The following is an 18951-nucleotide window of genomic DNA, read 5'->3' on the forward strand; positions in this document are numbered from 1 at the left end:
GATCAGCCACGCTCCCCGAAGCCGGGCCGCGACGGTGCTTCGACCTCTTCGAGGAAGGTCGCACCGAGCACCTCTCGCACGACGGCCTCGCCGTAGCGCTGGATGCCGCCGTCGTTGGTGGTCGACTGCGAGCGGGCGGCGCGCTTGGGAGCGCGGTCGGCGCCGGCCGCGGGAGCAGCTGGGGCCGACGGGGCAGCAGGTGCCGAGACCGTCGCAGCGACCGCGACGGGTGCGGCCGCTTCGAAGATCAGCTCGGGCTCCGGCCCCGGATCGAACGGCGGCTCCTCGTCTTCGGGCGGTGCATCGGCGTCGTCGGGCAGATCGCCGACGTCGACTCGAGCGGGCGCCGACGCGACGGATGCCTCCGCCGCAGGCGCCGCCGCTGCCGGTGCGGGCCGCTCGGCGAGCGCCGTCGCGGTACGGCCGCCCGACTGCGCTGACTCGGCCCCGTCGCCCTCGCTCGGGTCGCGAGGGATGGCCACGGTCGCCCACGAGTCGACCGGACCGGATGGAGCCGGCGCGCTCGGGGCCGGCACACTCGACGGCGAGCCGGAACCGGGTGCCGATCGTGTCGCCGTCGCGGACGCCGTCGGGCGCGCTCCGGCGGCAGAGGTCTCGGCCGCTGCCGGCTTCGCCGAGCCCGACGCCGAGTCGCTCGCGGCGTCGGCAGGCCGCGTCGACGGCGGCACCGGTGCGGGCGGGGACGCAGGCGCCGGCGGGGTGGCGACCGGAGCACCGCCGGCCGGCGAGCCACCGGCGCCGTCGACCCGGGCGACGAACTTCACCCGCACACCGAGCACGTCGACGATGGCGCCGCGGAGCAGTTCGCTGACGCTCTGCCCGGGCGCACCGCCGCGGAAGCCCGCGACGTCGTGCTCGCTCGGGAACGCGAGGACGAGCACGTCGCCGTCACGGAAGTCGCGCACCTGCGCGGTGAACGCCACCATCCACGCGCTGCGCTTCGTGCGCTGGAGCGAGGAGAGCACTTCGGGCCAGGCATCGCGGATCTGCTGGAGCGTGACCGGACCGACGGGTTTGGCTGGCGCAACGGGCTCGGGCGCAACGGCCTCGGCCTTCACGGGCGCCGCCGTCTCGGACGTCGCCGATGTGGGTGCCGCCGCCGGCACGGCTTCGGCCGGCGCGGCCGGCACCGACGGCGGTGTCGCGACCGGTGCCGGCGTCGCCGCACGCTCAGCCGGAACCCGTGCCGCCGTAGCCGTCGGCTCGGGACGAGCGGGGCGCGCGTCGGGCGTTTCGGGAGCCGCCCCGACGGCATCGGCCACGCCGACCCGACGCTCGAGCCGCTCGACGCGCACGAGGGCGCCGCGCTCGGTGTCGTCGGCAGCGGGCACGAGCACTCGCGCGAGCATGAGTTCGAGGTGCAGGCGCGGCGATGTGGCGCCGGTCATCTCGGTGAGGGTCTGGTTGACGAGGTCGGCGACCCGCGAGAGCTCGGCCTGGCCGAACGCCGCGGCCTGGGTCGCCATGCGGGCGAGTTCGTCTTCTGGCACTCCGCGGAGCACCGCGGCGGCCGTCTCGGGCGAGGAGGCCGCGACGACGATGAGGTCGCGCAGCCGCTCGAGCAGGTCTTCGACGAAGCGCCGGGGGTCTTGGCCGGTCTGCACGACGCGGTCGGCCGCCGCGAAGGCCCCGGCCGCATCGCCCGCACCGATCGCGTCGACGACCTCGTCGAGCAGCGCGCCGTGGGTGTAGCCGAGCAGCGCCACCGCGCGCTCGTAGTCGATCGTCGGCCCGTCGGAGCCCGCGATGAGCTGGTCGAGGAGCGAGAGCGTGTCTCGAGGCGAACCGCCGCCGGCGCGCACGACGAGGGGCAGCACGCCCGGCGCGACGTCGACGCCCTCTTCGGTGCAGAGCTGCTGCACGTACTCGAGCATCGGCCCGGGCGGCACGAGCCGGAACGGGTAGTGGTGCGTGCGCGAGCGGATGGTGCCGAGCACCTTGTCGGGCTCGGTCGTCGCGAAGATGAACTTGATGTGCTCGGGCGGCTCTTCGACGAGCTTCAGCAGGGCGTTGAAGCCCTGCGGGGTGACCATGTGGGCCTCGTCGAGGATGAAGATCTTGAAGCGATCGCGCGCCGGGGCGAACACGGCGCGCTCGCGCAGGTCGCGCGCGTCGTCGACGCCGTTGTGGCTCGCTGCGTCGATCTCGACGACGTCGAGCGACCCGCCCCCGCCGCGAGCGAGCTCGACGCAGCTGGGGCAGACGCCGCACGGGACATCCGTCGGGCCCTCTGCGCAGTTGAGGCAGCGTGCGAGGATGCGCGCCGACGTCGTCTTGCCGCAGCCGCGGGGACCGCTGAACAGGTAGGCGTGATTGACACGATCGGTGCGGAGCGCCGTCATGAGCGGCTCCGTCACCTGGGACTGGCCGATCATCTCGGCGAATGTCTCTGGCCGGTAGCGGCGATACAGGGCGGTGACCACGCATCAATCGTAGTTGCCGCGTCCGACACCACGTCCGGTCGTCGGGGGCGTACCATGCGGGAATCGGAAAGGGGCGCGATTTGTCGACGATGACACAGGCACAGCTCGATCGGTTCCGGGCGATACTCCTGCAGGAGCGGGCCGATGCGGAGGGCAGGTTCGCCGAGTTCGGCGACGTCATGAGCGAGGTGCGGGCCGCGAGGTCGGGCGCATCGGCCGACGACGAACACGACCCCGAGGGCCCGACGATGACGCAGGAGTGGTCGCAGCGCACGGCGGTGCTCGCCGACGCGCGCGCCGAGCTCGCCGACATCGACCACGCCCTCGCGCGCATCGACGACGGCAGCTACGGCTTCTGCAGGAACTGCGGCAAGCGCATCACCGTGCCGCGCCTCGAGGCGCGGCCCACGGCCGAGCTCTGCATCGACTGCGCGCGACTCGCACGCTGACGGCGCAGGCGCAGGCGCAGGGCCGCGCGCCGGTGCCGCGTCAGTCGCGCCGGCGGTACGAGTTGATCATCGGGCAGTCGAACGGGTCGCGCGCGGCGAGTCCGACCCGGTTGAGGTACGCGATGACGATCGCATACGACTCGACGAGCCCCGTCTCGGTGTAGCGCACGTCGTTCTCGCGGCAGTACTCGCGCACGATCTCCTGGGTGCGAGCGAGCGCCGGCCGCGCCATGCTCGGGAAGAGGTGGTGCTCGATCTGGTAGTTCAGGCCGCCCATGAACGAGTCCATGAACCGTCCGCCGCGGATGTTGCGGCTCGTGAGCACCTGGCGCTCGAGGAAGTCGACGCGGACGCCGCGCGGGATGAGCGGCATGCCCTTGTGGTTCGGGGCGAACGATGCGCCCATGTAGACGCCGAACACGCCGAGCTGCACGAGCAGGAAGACGGTGGCGAGCAGCGGCGGGAACGCCCAGAAGACGAGTGCGGCCGTGCCGATGAGTCGAACCGCGATGAGCGTGATCTCGAGGCCGCGTCGCTTGACCGCGCCCTTGCCGAGCACGTGGCGGATGCCGTGCACGTGGAGATTGATGCCCTCGAGCAGCAGCAATGGGAAGAACAGGTAGCCCTGCTTGCGCGTGATCATGCGCACGAGCCCGCGACTCTCCGCCGCGTCCTCTTCGAGGAAGGAGATCGTGTCCTTCACGATGTCGGGGTCGCGGCCGATCACGTTCGGGTTGCCGTGGTGGCGCGTGTGCTTGTTCATCCACCAGCTGTAGCTGATGCCGACGACGAAGTTCGCGAGGATGAGACCCGCCCAGTCGTTCGCCGGCCCCGAGCGGAAGACCTGGCGGTGCGAGGCCTCGTGCGCCATGAATGCGAACTGGGTGAAGATCACGCCGAGCGCGGCGGCCACGACGAGCTGCCACCACGAGTCGCCGATCATGACGGATGCCGCGATCGCGGCGCCGAGCACGACGGTCCAGAAGACGGCCTTGCGCACGTAGAAGCCCACGAATCGGTCGAGCAGGCCCTCGGCCTTGATCTGACGGGAGAGCTGCGCGAAGCCGCTCTGCGCCGGATCGACGCCCTCGCGTCGGCGGCCCGCCGTGAGGATCACGGGCGACATGGTGCCGAGGGCTCCGTCGGGGCGTTCTACGACCTGCAGGCTCATGCGCGCTCATCTCGTCGTCCGAAGGTGCGAATGGAACTCAGACGAACGTTTCGGGGGTGTGCTTCACCGGCCGATGTCGACCGTGCAGCGAGCGTACGAACACGATGCTCGCGATCGCATCACACGGGTGAGCCATTCGCACCCCGTACCCCCGTAGGGGTGCGAGCCGCGGCGAGCCCCGAGAACGAGCGCAGGTAGAGGGGGCTCGATCCCAGCGCGAGGTAGACGATCGCGCATCCGAGCAGCGTCGGCGCGAGGCCGAACTGCTCGACCGACAGGCCGCCGAGGAAGGCGCCGAGCGGCATCGAGGCCGCGACGCCCGCGGTCATCGCGCCGAAGACGCGGGCGCGCACGCCGTCGGGCACGAGCCCGTACATCGCGGTCGCCATCATCGGGTTGAGCGCTCCGGCGGCGAGACCCGAGAGCGTGAGGATCGGCAGCAGCACGGGAACCGGCGCGCCGAGCGCCATCGCGAGGTACGGCGGCGTGCCCGCCAGCACGAAGCACAGGGCGAAGACGACCCGGCCCGAGTAGCGGTGGCCGGCGGCGGCGAAGAGCGCCGACCCGGTGAGGGCGCCGGCCGCGAAGCAGCCGACCATGAACCCGAGCACCGCGGGATCGCCCAGCACCTGCGTGGCGTACACGGGCTTCAGCACGGTCATGCCCGCCGCGTCGATCGCGTTCGTGAGCGTCACGAGCAGCACGATCGAGCGCAGCAGCGGCGAACCGGCGATGAAGCGGATGCCCGCCACGAAGCCGCCCTGCACGGGCGCATCGCCATCGGCGACGGATGCCGCGGCTCGCCGCGGCACGAAGCACACGACGAGGAGCGCAGACACCGCGAAGCCCGCTGCGTCGACGACGAGCGCCGGCATCGGGCCCGCGAGCGCGACGAGGGCGCCGGCGACGCCCGCGCCGATCATCGTGGCGGTGCGCTGCACGGTCGACTGCGCGCCGGCGGCACGGGCGAGCGGCACCCGGGCGAGCTCGGCGAGGTCGGGCATGAGCACGGTCTTCGCCGTGTCGCCCGGGGCGTCGAGCAGTCCGCCGAGGAAGACGAGGGCGAGGAGCACGCCGAAGTGCAGCCCGACGGTCGCCGCGAGCACGGGGATCGCGAGCACGGTCACGCCGCTCGCGACGTCGGCGACGATCGAGGAGGTGCGGTAGCCGAATCGGTCGACGAGCACTCCCCCGAGTGCCCCGCCGATGACGAGCGGCACGGTCGCGAACACGCCGGCGACGCCGGCCGCGAGCGGGGAGCCCGTCTCGGTGAGGGCGATGATCGGGATCGCGATGAGTGCGATCGCGTTGCCCGAGAGCGAGAAGAGCTGCGCGGCGAAGAGGGCGACGAGCGGGGTGCGGCGGCGCGGGGCATCCGTCGTGGTCGTGTCGACGGTCGCACCGGCGTCGGTGTCGTTCGTCATCGCTCGGGCCTCGGGAACGTGTGGGTCATCCAGCGCACGGCCCTCGTGCCGGGTCGCCGCTCGCGGCCGACGCCCCACCACTTCTCGCGCACCGCGTCGAGCTCGGCGTTCAGCTCGCGGAACTCGTCGATCGTGAGGCGGGCTGCGCCGTCGCTCGAGTCGGAGGCGGCGACCCACTCGGGCTCGAGTTCGGCCTCGGCGTCGATCGCCTCGAGGAGTTCGCGGTGGTACGAGTCGAGCACGACGCGCCGCATGGCATCGGATGCCGCGTGGGCCTCCGGGTCCCCCAGGAACTCCTCGGTGCGCCAGCTCGTGATGAGGTGCGCGGCCCGCCACCACCGCTCGCGCTTGTCTCGGGCGAGCTCGGGCGCCTCGACCACGAAGCCGTGCTTGGCGAGGGTCGCGACGTGGTAGCTCGCCGAGCCCGGCGCCTCGCCGGTGCGCTCGGCGAGCGCACCGACCGTGCTCGGGCCCTCGACCCGCAGCAGGCCGAGGATGTGCAGCCGCATCGGGTGCGCGAGCGCCCGCATGGCGCCGGCGTCGTGCAGGTCGATGGTCTCGCGGGGGTCGTTCATACCGCCAGCATAGTTTCACAAGAACTCTTGTGCAACAGTTCTTGTGGATCACCTCGGCCGGAGAGCTACGCGCGTCGAAATTCAGGAGATCTCGGGTCGTGCGGCCCTCACGAGCGGCATGACCCGATATCTCCTGCGCTTTCCCCCACCCGGCGGGCCGAGGCGTCACCCAGGTCGGGCGTCACCCGCTGAGCCGTCACCCGGTCAGGCGCCGACGAGCTCCAGTGTCTGCCGGGCGATCTCGAGCTCTTCATTCGTCGGCACGACGAGCACCGCGGTCTTCGAGGCATCGGTCGAGATGCGCCGCGCCTCACCGCCCCGTGCCCGGTTGCGCCCGGCGTCGAGCTCGACGCCGAAGCCCTCGAGGCCGGCGAGCGCGAGCTCCCGCACCACGGGCGAGTTCTCGCCGACCCCCGCCGTGAAGACGATCGCGTCGACCCGGCCGAGCTGCGAGGCGTACGCCCCGACGTACGAGCGCACGCGGTGCGCGTAGACGTCGAGCGCGAGCGCCGACGCCTCGTCGCCCGACTCCTTCGCCGCGACGAGGTCGCGCATGTCGGCGTGGCCGCTGAGTCCGAGGATGCCGCTCTGCGAGTTCAGCAACCGGTCGAGGCCGTCGGCGTCGAGCCCTGCCCGTCGCTCGAGGTGCAGCAGCACCGCGGGGTCGATGTCGCCCGAGCGGGTGCCCATGACGAGGCCCTCGAGGGGCGTCATGCCCATGCTCGTCTCGATCGAGCGCCCCTCGGCGACCGCGCAGGCCGACGCCCCGTTGCCGAGGTGCAGCACGATCATGCGCAATTCCTCGACGGGGCGCTCGAGGAATGCCGCCGCCGCCCGCGAGACGAAGCGGTGCGAGGTGCCGTGGAACCCGTAGCGGCGGATGCGGTGCTTCGCCGCGAGCTCGCGATCGATCGCGTACGTGTACGCGGCCGGCGGCATCGTCTGGTGGAACGCGGTGTCGAAGACGGCGACGTGCGGCACGTCGGGGAACGCGCGCTGCGCCGCCTCGATGCCCTCGAGGTTCGCAGGGTTGTGCAGCGGCGCGAGCGCCGAGAGCTCGTCGATGTTGATCTTCACGAGCGGCGTGATGACGGTCGGCTCGAAGAACCGCGCACCGCCCTGTACGACCCGGTGCCCGACCGCGATCGGCGCGTGCACCTCGAGCGACGGGCCGTGCGCGGCGAACGCCTCGAGCATCACCGCGAACGCGGCCTCGTGGTCGGCCACCTCGACCGCCGCGTCCCACGTGGAGCCGAGGCTGTCGTTCTCGGGTCCCTCGTGACGGTGCCTGGCGTGCCCGACACCGCGGCCGATGCGCTCGACGAGCCCGCTCGCGAGCGTCTGCGACTCCTCGACGTCGATGAGCTGGTACTTCAGCGACGAAGACCCCGAGTTCACGACGAGCACGACGCTCATGCCGGGTCTGCTGCCTGGATCGCCGTGATCGCCACGGTGTTCACGATGTCCTGCACCAGGGCGCCGCGCGAGAGGTCGTTGATGGGCTTCCGCAGGCCCTGCAGCACCGGTCCGATCGCGACCGCCCCCGAAGAGCGCTGCACCGCCTTGTACGTGTTGTTGCCGGTGTTGAGGTCGGGGAAGATGAAGACCGTCGCCCGCCCCGCGACATCCGACTCGGGCAGTTTCGTGCGCGCGACCGCTGCATCGGCCGCGGCGTCGTACTGGATCGGCCCCTCGACCGCGAGCTGCGGTGCGCGCTCGCGCACGAGCTCGGTCGCCCGGCGCACCTTGTCGACGTCGGCGCCCGAACCGGACTCGCCGGTGGAGTACGAGAGCATCGCGATGCGCGGCTCGATGCCGAACTGCGCCGCGGTCGCCGCCGACGAGATGGCGATGTCGGCGAGCTGCTCGGCGGTCGGGTCGGGCACGATGGCGCAGTCGCCGTAGACGAGCACCCGGTCGGCGAGCGCCATGAGGAACACGCTCGAGACGACGTCGACCCCGGGCTTCGTCTTGATGACCTCGAACGACGGCCGGATCGTGTGCGCCGTCGTGTGCGCCGCGCCCGAGACCATGCCGTCGGCGAGACCGAGCTCGACCATCATGGTGCCGAAGTACGACACGTCCTGCACGGTCTCGCGCGCCTGCTCGAGCGTCACGCCCTTGTGCGCGCGCCGCCGCTGGTACTCCTCGGCGAATCGGGCGACGTGCACGAAGTCGTGGTTCGAGAGCACCTCGGCCTTCGAGATGTCGAGGCCGAGCCCGATCGCGCGCGAGCGCACCTCGATCTCCTCCCCGAGGATCGTGAGGTCGGCCACGTCGCGGGCGAGCAGGGTCGCCGCGGCGCGGAGCACCCGGTCGTCGTAGCCCTCGGGCAGCACGATGCGCTTGCGGGTCTGCCTGGCCCGCTCGAGCAGGTCGTACTCGAACATGAGCGGCGTCACGACCTCGGGGCGCGCGACCTCGAGCAGGTCGAGCAGCGCCTGGCCGTCGATGTGCTTCTCGAAGAGGGCGAGCGCGGTGTCGCGCTTGCGCTGCGACTCGGCGGCGAGCCGGCCCCTGGTGTGCGTGATGGCGAGCGCCGTGTCGTAGCTCGAGAGCTCGGTGCGGATGATCGGCAGCCCGGCCTTCAGGCCGTCGACGAGCCGGTCGACCTGTTCGGCGATCGGGATGCCGCCGTTCAGCACGATGCCCGAGAGCGACGGGAAGGTCGCGCTCGAGTGCGCGGTGAGCACCCCGAGCAGCACTTCGCTGCGGTCGCCGGGCACGACGACCACGGCACCCTCGGTGAGGTGGGTGAGCACGTTCTCCATCGACATCGCCGCGACGATCACGCCGAGCGCCTCGCGATTGAGCAATTCGGGATCGCCCGCGTGCAGGGTCCCGTCGACGGCCTCCATGATGGCGCGCATCGAGGGGGCGACGAGGTACGGGTCCTCGGGAATGGCCCAGGTGGCGACGGATGCCCCGGCGCCGCGCCCGGCGGCGACCGACGCGCTGTTCGGCCGCGCGGCCGACGCCATCGCCTCGACGATCTCGGGGAGCCGCTCGGGGTCGGCGCGGTTCGCGACGATGCCGAGCAGCGTCGCGTGCTCGCGCTCGAGCTCCTCGACCGCGAGTTCGGTGAGCTGGGCGAGTTCTTCAGGGCTGCGCGCGTCGGAGTAGCCGAGCCGCTCGGAGCGGCTGCGCCCCTGCCCCTGCCCGACCCGGCCGCCGAGCACGAGGAGCACGGGCGCGCCGAGGTTCGCGGCGATGCGCGCGTTATAGGCGAGTTCGGTGGGGCTGCCGACATCCGTGAAGTCGGAGCCGATGATGACGACCGCGTCGCAGCGGTCCTCGACGGCCTTGAAGCGGCTCACGATGGTCGCGAGCGCCCCCTCGGGGTCGGCGTGCACGTCGTCGTAGCCCACCCCGACCGCGTCGTCGTAGGGGATCTGCACGACGCCCTCGTGGGCGAGCAGCAGTTCGAGCACGTAGTCGCGTTCGGCGGTCGATCGTGCGATCGGCCGGAACACGCCGACCCGGGTCGCGCGGTGGGTCAGGGTGTCGAGTGCGCCGAGCGCCACGGTCGACTTGCCCGTGTTGCCTTCAGCCGAGCAGATGTAGATGCGGTGCGCCACCCGTCCAGCCTATTGGGCGGGAGGCAGCCGGGGTCTGGGAATCCGCCATCGATCCTTGAAGCAGCGATGCGGTCGTGATGCGGTGCTGGGTCGCCAGCGACACGACGGTCAGCCAGAGGAGCGCCGACGTCGTCGCGACGAGCTCGAGCCATCCTCCGAGCCCGGTGGCGACGCCGACGAGCGAGAGGATGCCGCCGGCCGACGCCGCCGCGATCACGAGCACGAGGCACGGCACGGCGAGGGCCGCGTAGACCCGGCCGAACCGGAGTGTCTGGATGATCGCGACTCCGGCGAGCGCGAACCCCAGCACCGCGGCCGTCGTGTGCACGAGATCCTGCGGAGCCGCGCCGGGCGTGAGCGGGATCGGGCAGCCGGTGCTGCACGGCACGGCGGCCCCGACCCCGAACATCGCGCTCGCGGCGAGCAGGCTCGTGCTCACGGCCCACGCGCCGAAGAGGCCACGGCCGCTGCGCAGGCCCCAGAGGCCGACGGCCGACGCCGCCCCGCCGAGCGCGACCATCGCGAGCGACACGTTGAAGGCGACGGAGGTGATCTCGCTCGCAGCGCCGAGGCCGCTGACGTACGTGTCGCCCGGGAAGATGATGCGCGACGCCCACATCATGCCGAGGGCGAGCAGCACCAGGCCGCCACCTCCCAGGCGGAGCGCAGCGGCGCCCGGGTGACGGAGCCATGACGAAGCGGACGGGGAGGCGAGCGGAGTGGAACGGGGCACTGTCTCCACGTTAGGAACGAGCACCGCCCGGCGCATCGGCTGCAGGTGCCGACGGCGTGGTACCACGGTCGGAACGTCGGCACCGGGCCATCCCCCATGCGGATGACCCGGCCGTGCTCGGCGGAGTTACGCCGAGCGCTCGATCGACGGCAGCACGTAGCTGCCGTCGATCACCGATTCGTCGGGCATGTACATGCGAAGGATCGGACGGAAGGCCGCGGCCGGCGCCGGCAGCCAGTTCGCGGCCGCTGCGGGGTCGGCGGGCCGTGCCGCGCTCATCGTGATCGTGATGCCGCCGTCGTCGTCGCGTACGACGCCGGGAGTGCGGTCGCCGATCGAGTACCGATCGATGTCGTTGGCCACGAGGAAGAAGTCGGGCACGTCGTACATCGTGAGCGACCAGAACGCCCCGACCGGCGGGGTCGGCGAGAGCCGCAGCGTGTAGCTGCCGGTGCCATCGAGGGGCTCGCCCGTCGCGTCGACGTAGGTCATGACGTAGGCGGCCTCGTAGGCGTGGTTGCCCCACAGCCCGCCGAGTGCGCCGGCGGCGCGCTGACCGATGCGCACCTTCGGGTCGGCGATCTTCCACGCGGGGTCGTCGATGGTGCCGACCTCGAAGAAGTCGAGGTTGTAGTCGAAGACGTGGTAGGTCAGCGTCCAGCCGTTCACGACCGGAGCGGCGCCCGAGTGCAGGATCTGGTCGAGGAGAGCCTTGCCCTGCGCGAACCCTGCCTCGAGTGCGGCCTTCACCTCGTCGTCGAGCGAACCGACGGGCTCAGCCCCGACGAGCCCGAGCGGGGCGAACGACGCCTGCAGCGCGGCATCCCGCTCGGCCGGCGGAAAGGTCTGCGAGAACACCCGGAACTTCTCGAAGAAGTCGAGGCCCTCCGGCAGCCCGGACTCGGTCTCGGGGAGTCCGACGGGCGGCACGAGCGAGGGGCGCAGGGGCGTCAGCGTGGTGGCGTCCTGCAGCGCATGAACCGCCGGCAGGTCGTCGACCCCGTCGCAGGCCCAACGGCCGACGATCGAGGCGATGCGGGTCGGGAAGCGGATCGCAGTCGCATCACCGACATCCCCGCTCTCTCCTTCCCAGTCGGGCGGCAGCAGCAGGAAATCACGGGCGGCGGTGCCCGTCGCCCGCTTGCCGACGTACGCGAAGTTGTTCGTCCACGCGTCGACGAACTGCAGCACGTAGTACCGGCCGGCCGTGTCGGGCACGCTCAGCAGCACGGGTCCGACGCTGAGGTCGATCGAGGCCATCGAGTAGACGGTGTCGTTGTTGATCGAGACGAAGGTGTCGTCGGCCGTCGTGAGGGCACGCGCATGGCTGAACGTGTTGAACGACGCCGCGGGGTTCCCACCCACACCGGTCGTCACGTACCGGTTCACCTGCTCGAGGTCGAACACGATCGGGAAGCCGTACACGTACGCTTCCGTCGCCAGTTTCACGAGCCCTGCATCCATTGAGATCCCCCTCATTCGTCGTCGTCCCACCCTATGGTCGGGCACGGCCACGCACCGCGAACGAAACCCGAGCAGTCTTCGCTTATGCTGTTCGGGCACATCGATGTGCCGTGCCGACTCCCCCAGCGGCGCGACCCGAACAGAGACACCCACCTGTGAACCACATCGCCCTCATCGGAGCGGGCCCGTCCGGCCTGGCCGGCGCGCGAGCGCTCAGCCGCGCCGGCATCCCATTCGACGGATTCGAGGCCGGCCCCGACGTCGGCGGCCTCTGGAACATCGACAACCCGCGCTCGACCATGTACGAGTCCGCGCACCTCATCTCGAGCCGCACGACGACGGAGTTCGCCGAGTTCCCCATGGCCGGGGCCGCCGACTATCCGAGCCACCGCGAGCTGCTCGAGTACTTCCGCGCCTACGCCGACGCCTACGGGTTGCGCGAGCGCTTCCGCTTCGAGACCCGGGTGACGGATGTCTCGCCGCTGCCCGCTCCCGAGCGCGGCGCCGGGCCCGGAGCACCGCGGTGGCGGGTCACCGCCGTCACCGCCGACGGCGAGACCATCACGGGCGACTACTCGGGCGTGATCCTCGCCAACGGCACGCTCGCCGAGCCCAACGTGCCGGGCTTCGCCGGCGAGTTCACGGGCGAGGTCATGCACACGAGCGCCTACAAGTCGGCGAAGACGTTCGACGGCAGGCGCGTGCTCATCATCGGCGCCGGCAACTCCGGGTGCGACATCGCGGTCGATGCGGTGCACCACGCCGCATCCGTCGACCTGAGCGTGCGCCGCGGCTATTACTTCGTGCCCCGCTACCTCTTCGGCCGCCCGTCGGACACCCTGAACCAGGGGCGCCCGCTGCCGGCGCGCATCAAGCAGTTCATCGACCGCCGCGTGCTGCAGGCGTTCACGGGCGACCCGGTGAGGTTCGGCTTCCCGAAGCCCGACTACAAGATCTACGAGTCGCACCCGATCGTGAACACGATGGTGCTGAACCACCTCGGCCAGGGCGACCTGCGGGTCGTTCCCGACATCGACCGCTTCGACGGCGGCACGGTGCACTTCGCCGACGGCTCGTCGGGCGACTACGACCTGGTCGTGCTCGCGACGGGCTACCGGCTCGACTACCCGTTCGTCGAGCGTTCGCACCTGAACTGGGAGGGCGCCTCGCCGTCGCTCTTCATGAACGTCTTCCCGCCGTCGTTCAACGGCCTCTTCGTGCTCGGCATGATCGAGGCGTCGGGCATCGGCTGGCAGGGCAGGTACGAGCAGGCCGAGCTCATCGCCGCCTACCTCGCCGCGACCGGCGACGCGCCCGAGGCCGCGGCCCGGTTCCGGCGGCGAGCGGATGCCCCGTGGCCCGACCTCACCGGCGGCTACGACTACCTCGGCCTCGACCGCATGTCGTACTACGTCAACAAGGACGCGTACCGGCGCACCGTGAAGCGCCTGCTCGGCACGCTGCCGCCGACCTCGGAGCGCGGCCCGCTCCTCCCGGCCAGTCCCGTCGCAGCGAGCACGAACGCGACGACGGCGGCCACCGACCCGACCACCCGGACCGAGAGCGGCACCGCATGAACATCGACGACGTCGTCCTGAACTTCGCCCCCGGCTCGCTCATCGCCCTGAACGTGGTGCTCGGCCTCATCATGTTCGGCATCGCGCTCGACACCGCGCCATCCGACTTCAAGGCCGTGGCCAAGGCGCCGAAGGCGATGATCATCGCGCTCGCGGCGCAGATCATCCTGCTCCCGGCGGTGACCTTCGGGCTGACACTGCTCCTGAACGTGCAGGCGTCGATCGCGCTCGGCATGATCCTCGTGGCCTGCTGTCCGCCGGGCAACATCTCGCAGGTGCTGACCTACCGCTCGGGCGGAAACGTGGCCCTCTCGGTCTCGATGACGGCGGTCTCGAACGTCGTCTACATCTTCCTGCTGCCGGTCAGCCTCGCGTTCTGGGGCGGCCTGCACCCGACCGCGGGCGAACTCGTGCGCGCCGTCAGCCTCAACGGCTGGCAGATGCTCCTCGAGATCTTCCTCATCATCGGCGTGCCGTTCTTCGCCGGGCTCCTGATCCGCGCCCGATGGCCCCGCTTCGCGGCGAAGGTGCAGCCGTATGCGCGCTGGGTGAGCCTCCTCGGGCTCGTGGGCTTCATCGCGGCGGCGCTCATCGGCAACTGGGCGATCTTCATGGCGTTCATCGGGGTCGTGCTGCTCGCGGTGTTCCTCCACGACGCCGTGGCGCTCGGGCTCGGCTACGCGAGCGCCCGCATCGGCGGCCTCGGGGTGCGCGACCGCAAGGCGATCACCTTCGAGGTCGGCATCCGAAACGCCGGCCTCGGCCTCGGCCTCGTCTTCGCATTCTTCGGCGGGCTCGGCGGCATGGCCGTCGTCGCCGGCTGGTGGGGCATCTGGGACATCATCGCCGGGCTCACGGTCGCGACCCTGTGGGCGCGGCACTCGAAGCGAGCGGATGCCGCAGCGGCGGTCGCGACGACCTCGCCCGACACCGCCCGCTCGGAGGGCGCCGCGACGAGCGAAGCCGAGCCCACCGCATGAGGCGGGTGCTCGTCACCGGCGGCGCCGGGTTCCTCGGATCGAGCGCCGTGAACGCCCTCGCCGGGCATCCCGACGTCGAGCTCGTCGTCTCCGGCGACGTGCGCACGCCCGCGAAGCCGCCTGCCGGCGTCGTCGCCCTGCACTGCGACGTGACGGATGCCGCGAACGTCGCCGCGGTCGTGCGCGAGCACCGCATCGACACGATCGTGCACCTCGCCGCGATCGTGAACCCCGGCGGACTGAGCGAGGACGTCGAGTACCGCGTCGATGTCGAGGGCACCCGCAACGTGCTCGACGCCGCCGTCGCGTTCGGCGTTCGCCGCATGGTGGTCTCGTCGTCGGGCGCGGCCTACGGCTACCACGCCGACAACCCGGAGTGGCTCGTCGAGACCGACGGCATCCGCGGCAACGAGGAGTTCAGCTACTCGCGCCACAAGCGCCTCGTCGAGGAGATGCTCGCGGCGTACCGCGTCGCCCACCCGGCGCTCGGGCAGGTGGTGCTCCGCATCGGCACGATCCTCGGCCCATCGGTGTCGAACCAGATCACGGCGCTCTGGGACGGCCCGCGCATCCTCGCGATCCGCGGCTCCGACAGCCCGTTCGTCTTCGTCTGGGTCGACGACGTCGTCGGTGCCATCGTGCGCGGCGCCACGGGCCAGGTCACGGGCGCGTTCAACGTCGCCGGCGACGGTCGCATGACGGTCTCCGAGATCGCCGCGGCCCTCGGCAAGCGCACCATCACGGTGCCGGCGTCGGCGCTCACCTTCGCGCTCCGCCTCGGCCACGCGACCCGGCTCACGGTGCACGGTCCCGAGCGCGTGGGGTTCCTTCGCTATCGCCCGGTGCTCGACAACTCGCGCCTGAAGGCCGAGCTCGGCTTCATTCCGGCCAAGACCAGCCGGGAGGCCTTCGAGGCGTTCCTCGCCGCCCGGGCGGCCCGCCGCGTCGCGTCATCGGCCCGCTGAACCCGGCCGCGGTCAAGACGCCCCTCTCGCTCGGGTAGACTGTCTCCGGCTCCTCACGTGGCGCCATCCAGGCCAACTCCCCCAGGGCGGAAACGCAGCAAGGGCAACCGGGCTCTGGCGGGTGCGTGAGGAGTCCCCGGGAGGATTCGCCTAGTGGCCTATGGCGCACGCTTGGAAAGCGTGTTGGGTGAAAGCCCTCGGGGGTTCGAATCCCCCATCCTCCGCGGTAGATCCATGAAGAACGGCCCCGATACGTCGGGGCCGTTCTTCTTTTCCCGGCCGGTGTTCCGCACTGCTCGCGGACCCCGCGACTCGCCCGGTCGCACCCGTGTCCTCATTAATGCGGAATGGCGCGATTCCGGTGCGACGCCCATGATGTGAGAGATGTCAGCGGCGGCGATGGAACTGAGGAGTGGGGACGCAGGGGGCTCCTCCATCGAGGCGGCGGCAGTAGGGGGCGAGGGCCTCAGGGTATTCACCCTGAGGCCACGCCGCTCCCTCGGACGGAGCGTCGGGCTGCCGCTCCTCGCGCTCGCGCTGCCGGTGCTGGCGGCCGAGGTCTGGCTGATGGACTCGCGCGAGGCGTGGCCCGTCATGGGAGCGACGACCGCGGTCGTCGTCGGCGCGATCTTCGTCGCATGGATCGGCTACCGCCGCGCCAACGCATCGATCAGCCGGTACGGCATCGTCGAGCGCGGCTTCTTCGGCGGCGTCTCGACCGTTGCGGCACGCGACGTCGCCGGCGTGCTGCGGGTGCAGCTCTACCGTACGAACAGCCTCGACACGACGCAGGAGCTCTTCGTCGTCGAACGCACCGGCAGGGGCGCGTTCCGCATGCGCGGCCGGTTCTGGGACGAGCCGACGATGGATCAGGTCGCCGAGGTGCTCGGCGTCGAGGAGACGATCGGGTCCGAGCCGATGACGCTCGCGGAATTGCGGGAGTCGAATCCGCGCCTGCTCTACTGGTTCGAGCGGCGCTCGCTCAGTCGCTGACCGCCGCGCCGGCCGCCCCCGCGTCGGTCGACGGGGCGGCGTCGCCCGTCGCGATGCCGAGCAGCGGCGAACCCGGGCGACTCGAGGGCAGTTCGTGGAAGCCGAGCCGGTCGTAGAAGGCTCTGGCACCCGTGTTCGCGGCATCCATGCCGAGGTGCACCGCTGGGACGCCTCGCGCTGCGAGCGCCGCTCGGAGCGTGTCGATGAGACGGCGCCCGAACCCGCGCCCCTGCAACTCGGGCAGCAGGTCGATGTGCAGGTGCGCCGGGTACTCGCGGAGCTCGTCGATGAGCATCCGCTCGGGCGAGGTTCCGGCCTCGACGAGCTGCGCCTCGGTGAATCGCGGCGCATGCCCCGTCGGGGCGCCTGGTTCGGGATGCCGCTCGGCGAACCCCGGCGCCCACTCCCGCTTCCACCACTCGACGAAGGCGGCGGTGTCGGCCACGCCGATCACGTAGCCGAGCACCCGTTCGCCGTCGGCGACGACGAAGGCGAGCTCGGGGGCGTAGTCGACGTAGGGCAGCGCGAACACCTCGGGCATCAGCGAGTCGTCGGAGTAGTCCCCGGTGGCGTCACCGCCGCCGGCCGCCGTGAGCAGGCAGATGCGGGCGACCTGGTCGCGGTCGGCGGCATGGTACTGGCGGATCTCTGGCACGTGTCCATCCTCCCGCACGACGACGATCGTGCTCGTGCGCCCGGCGGGGCGAGCGTCTACTTGCGCTTGGCCATGCCGAAGATGCCGGTGATGACGCTCGTCAGCACGTTCTGCGTGGTCTTCGAGCCGAGCACCTGCTCGAGCGCCGACTTCTCCTTCGAGCGGGATGAGCGCGATCGCGACGTCGCCGAGGTCTGCTTCATGAGCCGGTCGTACTCGGCCTGCGCCTTCTTGTCGGCCTTCGCGGCATCCGCTCGGATCTTCGCCTGCATCTTCTCGAACTCGGCATCGGCCTTCGCCTTGGCCGTTGCCGCCTCCTCTGCGTCGACCTTCGCAGCGGCATCCGCGAGCTTCTTGGTGAGGATCTCGTGCGCCGACTCGCGGTCGATGCCGGTGCCGTACTTCGCGGTGAGCGGCGATGCGGCCACGGCCGCGTCGATCGCGGCGTCGGGCGAGGGCGACATCGACGCCTGCGGGGCGCGCAGCCGCGTCCATGCCACCGGGCTCGGCGCGCCCTTCTCGTTCATGACGGTGACGATGGCCTCGCCCGTGCCGAGCTGGGTGAGCGCCTCCTCGAGCTCGTAGCCAGACTTCGGGTACGTCGAGACCGTCGCGCGCAGCGCCTTCGCGTCGTCGGGCGTGAACGCCCGCAACTGGTGCTGCACCCGCGAGCCGAGCTGGGCGAGCACGTCGGCCGGCACGTCCTTCGGGGTCTGGGTCACGAAGAAGACGCCGACGCCCTTCGAGCGGATGAGTCGCACGGTCTGCGTGATCTGGGCGAGGAAGTCCCTGGAGGCGTCGGCGAAGAGCAGGTGCGCCTCGTCGAAGAAGAAGACGAGCTTCGGCTGATCGAGGTCGCCGACCTCGGGCAGGTCGGTGAACAGGTCGGCGAGGAGCCACATGAGGAACGTCGAGTAGAGCGCCGGCTTGTCGGCGACACCGGGCACCTCGAGCAGGCTGATGACGCCGCGGCCGTCGGGCGCCACGCGCAGGAACTCGGCCGTGTCGATCTCGGGTTCGCCGAAGAAGACGTCGGCGCCCTGGTCGGCGAAGGTGATGAGCTCGCGGAGGATCACCCCGACGGTCGCCTTCGAGAGGCCGCCGAGCCCCTCGAGTTCGGGCTTGCCTTCGTCGCTGACGAGGTAGGCGAGCACGGCCCGCAGGTCTTCGAGGTCGAGCAGCGCGAGATTGTTCGCGTTCGCGTAGTGGAAGACGAGGCCGAGGCTCGACTCCTGCGTCTCGTTCAGGCCGAGCGCCTTCGAGAGCAGCAGCGGGCCGAAGCCCGAGATCGTCGCACGGATCGGCACGCCCCGGCCGACGCCGCCGAGCGAGTAGAACTCGGTCGGGAAGCTCGCGGGGCTCCACTGCTGGCCGATGCCCGCGGTGCGCGCCAGGAGCTTCTCGTTGCCCTCGCCCGGCGTCGCGACGCCCGAGAGGTCGCCCTTGATGTCGGCGGCGAACACGGCGACGCCGTTGGCCGAGAGCTGCTCGGCGAGCACCTGCAGCGTGCGGGTCTTGCCGGTGCCGGTCGCGCCCGCGACGAGCCCGTGACGGTTCGTCATCGCGAGCGGGATGCGCACGGGCACGTCGGGCAGCGCCTCGCCGTTGACGAGCGCGCCGATCTCGAGCGCTGCGCCCTCGAGCGCGTAGCCGGCGCGGATCGCGTCGACCTGGGCCTGGTCGAGCGGGCCGGATGCCTCGGCCGCGGGCGCCGCAGGCGCGGACTCGGGCGCCGGGTCGGCTGCGGCGGGCGCCGCGGCATCCGTCGCCGTCGTCGCGGCCTCGGCCGCAGCCTTCGCGAGTGCCGCGGCCTCCTCCGCCTTGCGCATCGCCTCCTCGGCCTGCGCCTGCAGCGCCTTCGCCGCTTCGGCGGCCGCAGCGGCCGCCTCCTGAGCCTGCTTCACCGCGTCGTCAGCCATGCTGCGATCCTACGGCTCGCGCCG

General features: G+C 71.4%; 15 protein-coding genes, 1 tRNA gene and 1 other RNA gene. 7 read left to right on the forward strand and 10 right to left on the reverse strand.

Annotated elements, in window-relative coordinates; all coding sequences use genetic code 11:
- Window positions 1-2: 2 nt before the first annotated feature.
- Window positions 3-2444 carry a DNA polymerase III subunit gamma and tau gene (locus ACFCVM_RS05180; protein WP_375834718.1) on the reverse strand — a complete coding sequence of 814 codons (2442 nt, stop codon included), beginning with the start codon at window positions 2442-2444 and terminating at the stop codon, window positions 3-5.
- Window positions 2445-2533: 89 nt separating this feature from the next.
- On the opposite strand from ACFCVM_RS05180, the gene ACFCVM_RS05185 reads away from it, so the two are divergent.
- Entirely contained in the window at window positions 2534-2893 is a 360-nt protein-coding gene (locus tag ACFCVM_RS05185; protein ID WP_375836658.1) for a TraR/DksA family transcriptional regulator, read from the forward strand.
- A 40-nt stretch (window positions 2894-2933) separates the two neighbouring features.
- Here ACFCVM_RS05185 and ACFCVM_RS05190 read toward each other — a convergent pair whose 3' ends face one another.
- From ACFCVM_RS05190 to ACFCVM_RS05220, 7 genes are all read right to left on the reverse strand, one after another.
- Window positions 2934-4064 carry a fatty acid desaturase family protein gene (locus ACFCVM_RS05190; protein WP_375834721.1) on the reverse strand — a complete coding sequence of 377 codons (1131 nt, stop codon included), beginning with the start codon at window positions 4062-4064 and terminating at the stop codon, window positions 2934-2936.
- Between the two features lie 119 nt (window positions 4065-4183).
- Window positions 4184-5488: an MFS transporter gene (locus ACFCVM_RS05195; protein WP_375834724.1), complete on the reverse strand. Its 1305-nt coding sequence runs from the start codon at window positions 5486-5488 to the stop codon at window positions 4184-4186.
- On the reverse strand, window positions 5485-6063 hold the full coding sequence (locus tag ACFCVM_RS05200) for an ArsR/SmtB family transcription factor (RefSeq protein ID WP_375834726.1): 579 nt from the start codon (window positions 6061-6063) through the stop codon (window positions 5485-5487). The genes ACFCVM_RS05195 and ACFCVM_RS05200 overlap by 4 nt, the downstream gene beginning before the upstream one ends.
- A 204-nt stretch (window positions 6064-6267) precedes the next feature.
- On the reverse strand, window positions 6268-7479 hold the full coding sequence (locus ACFCVM_RS05205; protein WP_375834729.1) for an acetate/propionate family kinase: 1212 nt from the start codon (window positions 7477-7479) through the stop codon (window positions 6268-6270).
- Window positions 7476-9641, reverse strand: a complete 2166-nt coding sequence (gene pta, locus ACFCVM_RS05210) for a phosphate acetyltransferase (RefSeq protein ID WP_375834732.1) — start codon at window positions 9639-9641, stop codon at window positions 7476-7478. Before pta ends, ACFCVM_RS05205 begins: the two co-directional genes overlap by 4 nt.
- Window positions 9610-10374 carry a hypothetical protein gene (locus ACFCVM_RS05215; RefSeq protein WP_375834734.1) on the reverse strand — a complete coding sequence of 255 codons (765 nt, stop codon included), beginning with the start codon at window positions 10372-10374 and terminating at the stop codon, window positions 9610-9612. The genes pta and ACFCVM_RS05215 overlap by 32 nt, the downstream gene beginning before the upstream one ends.
- Window positions 10375-10500: 126 nt before the next feature.
- Window positions 10501-11838, reverse strand: coding sequence for a DUF1254 domain-containing protein (locus ACFCVM_RS05220; protein WP_375834737.1), 1338 nt, complete (start codon window positions 11836-11838; stop codon window positions 10501-10503).
- A 155-nt stretch (window positions 11839-11993) separates the two neighbouring features.
- On the opposite strand from ACFCVM_RS05220, the gene ACFCVM_RS05225 reads away from it, so the two are divergent.
- The 6 genes from ACFCVM_RS05225 (at window position 11994) to ACFCVM_RS05250 (ending at window position 16353) form a co-directional block, all read left to right on the forward strand.
- Entirely contained in the window at window positions 11994-13415 is a 1422-nt protein-coding gene (locus ACFCVM_RS05225; protein WP_375834739.1) for a flavin-containing monooxygenase, read from the forward strand.
- Window positions 13412-14395: a bile acid:sodium symporter family protein gene (locus tag ACFCVM_RS05230; RefSeq protein WP_375834741.1), complete on the forward strand. Its 984-nt coding sequence runs from the start codon at window positions 13412-13414 to the stop codon at window positions 14393-14395. The genes ACFCVM_RS05225 and ACFCVM_RS05230 overlap by 4 nt, the downstream gene beginning before the upstream one ends.
- Window positions 14392-15360 carry an NAD-dependent epimerase/dehydratase family protein gene (locus ACFCVM_RS05235; protein ID WP_375834744.1) on the forward strand — a complete coding sequence of 323 codons (969 nt, stop codon included), beginning with the start codon at window positions 14392-14394 and terminating at the stop codon, window positions 15358-15360. The genes ACFCVM_RS05230 and ACFCVM_RS05235 overlap by 4 nt, the downstream gene beginning before the upstream one ends.
- A gap of 44 nt (window positions 15361-15404) precedes the next feature.
- Window positions 15405-15501: signal recognition particle sRNA small type (gene ffs, locus ACFCVM_RS05240), an RNA gene on the forward strand.
- Window positions 15500-15584, forward strand: a tRNA-Ser gene (locus tag ACFCVM_RS05245). Before ffs ends, ACFCVM_RS05245 begins: the two co-directional genes overlap by 2 nt.
- Before the next feature lie 160 nt (window positions 15585-15744).
- Window positions 15745-16353 carry a hypothetical protein gene (locus ACFCVM_RS05250; protein WP_375834746.1) on the forward strand — a complete coding sequence of 203 codons (609 nt, stop codon included), beginning with the start codon at window positions 15745-15747 and terminating at the stop codon, window positions 16351-16353.
- Here the strand turns inward: ACFCVM_RS05250 and ACFCVM_RS05255 are convergent.
- Complete coding sequence (locus ACFCVM_RS05255; RefSeq protein WP_375834749.1) at window positions 16343-17008, reverse strand: GNAT family N-acetyltransferase; 666 nt, start codon at window positions 17006-17008, stop codon at window positions 16343-16345. The genes ACFCVM_RS05250 and ACFCVM_RS05255 overlap by 11 nt on opposite strands.
- A 56-nt stretch (window positions 17009-17064) precedes the next feature.
- Window positions 17065-18927: a helicase HerA-like domain-containing protein gene (locus ACFCVM_RS05260; RefSeq protein WP_375834752.1), complete on the reverse strand. Its 1863-nt coding sequence runs from the start codon at window positions 18925-18927 to the stop codon at window positions 17065-17067.
- Window positions 18928-18951 lie beyond the last annotated feature (24 nt).

Origin of the sequence: Agromyces sp. NPDC056389 (assembly GCF_042262385.1) — a bacterium.
In the GTDB taxonomy this organism is placed as follows: domain Bacteria; phylum Actinomycetota; class Actinomycetes; order Actinomycetales; family Microbacteriaceae; genus Agromyces.

Excerpts from the sequence above, each read along its gene's own strand:
- ACFCVM_RS05185 (WP_375836658.1), top strand. The coding sequence starts at position 2,534 with ATGACACAGGCACAGCTCGATCGGTTCCGGGCGATACTCCTGCAGGAG.
- ACFCVM_RS05190 (WP_375834721.1), bottom strand. The coding sequence starts at position 4,064 with ATGAGCCTGCAGGTCGTAGAACGCCCCGACGGAGCCCTCGGCACCATG.
- ACFCVM_RS05195 (WP_375834724.1), bottom strand. The coding sequence starts at position 5,488 with ATGACGAACGACACCGACGCCGGTGCGACCGTCGACACGACCACGACG.
- ACFCVM_RS05200 (WP_375834726.1), bottom strand. The coding sequence starts at position 6,063 with ATGAACGACCCCCGCGAGACCATCGACCTGCACGACGCCGGCGCCATG.
- ACFCVM_RS05205 (WP_375834729.1), bottom strand. The coding sequence starts at position 7,479 with ATGAGCGTCGTGCTCGTCGTGAACTCGGGGTCTTCGTCGCTGAAGTAC.
- ACFCVM_RS05220 (WP_375834737.1), bottom strand. The coding sequence starts at position 11,838 with ATGGATGCAGGGCTCGTGAAACTGGCGACGGAAGCGTACGTGTACGGC.
- ACFCVM_RS05230 (WP_375834741.1), top strand. The coding sequence starts at position 13,412 with ATGAACATCGACGACGTCGTCCTGAACTTCGCCCCCGGCTCGCTCATC.
- ACFCVM_RS05235 (WP_375834744.1), top strand. The coding sequence starts at position 14,392 with ATGAGGCGGGTGCTCGTCACCGGCGGCGCCGGGTTCCTCGGATCGAGC.
- ACFCVM_RS05250 (WP_375834746.1), top strand. The coding sequence starts at position 15,745 with ATGTCAGCGGCGGCGATGGAACTGAGGAGTGGGGACGCAGGGGGCTCC.
- ACFCVM_RS05260 (WP_375834752.1), bottom strand. The coding sequence starts at position 18,927 with ATGGCTGACGACGCGGTGAAGCAGGCTCAGGAGGCGGCCGCTGCGGCC.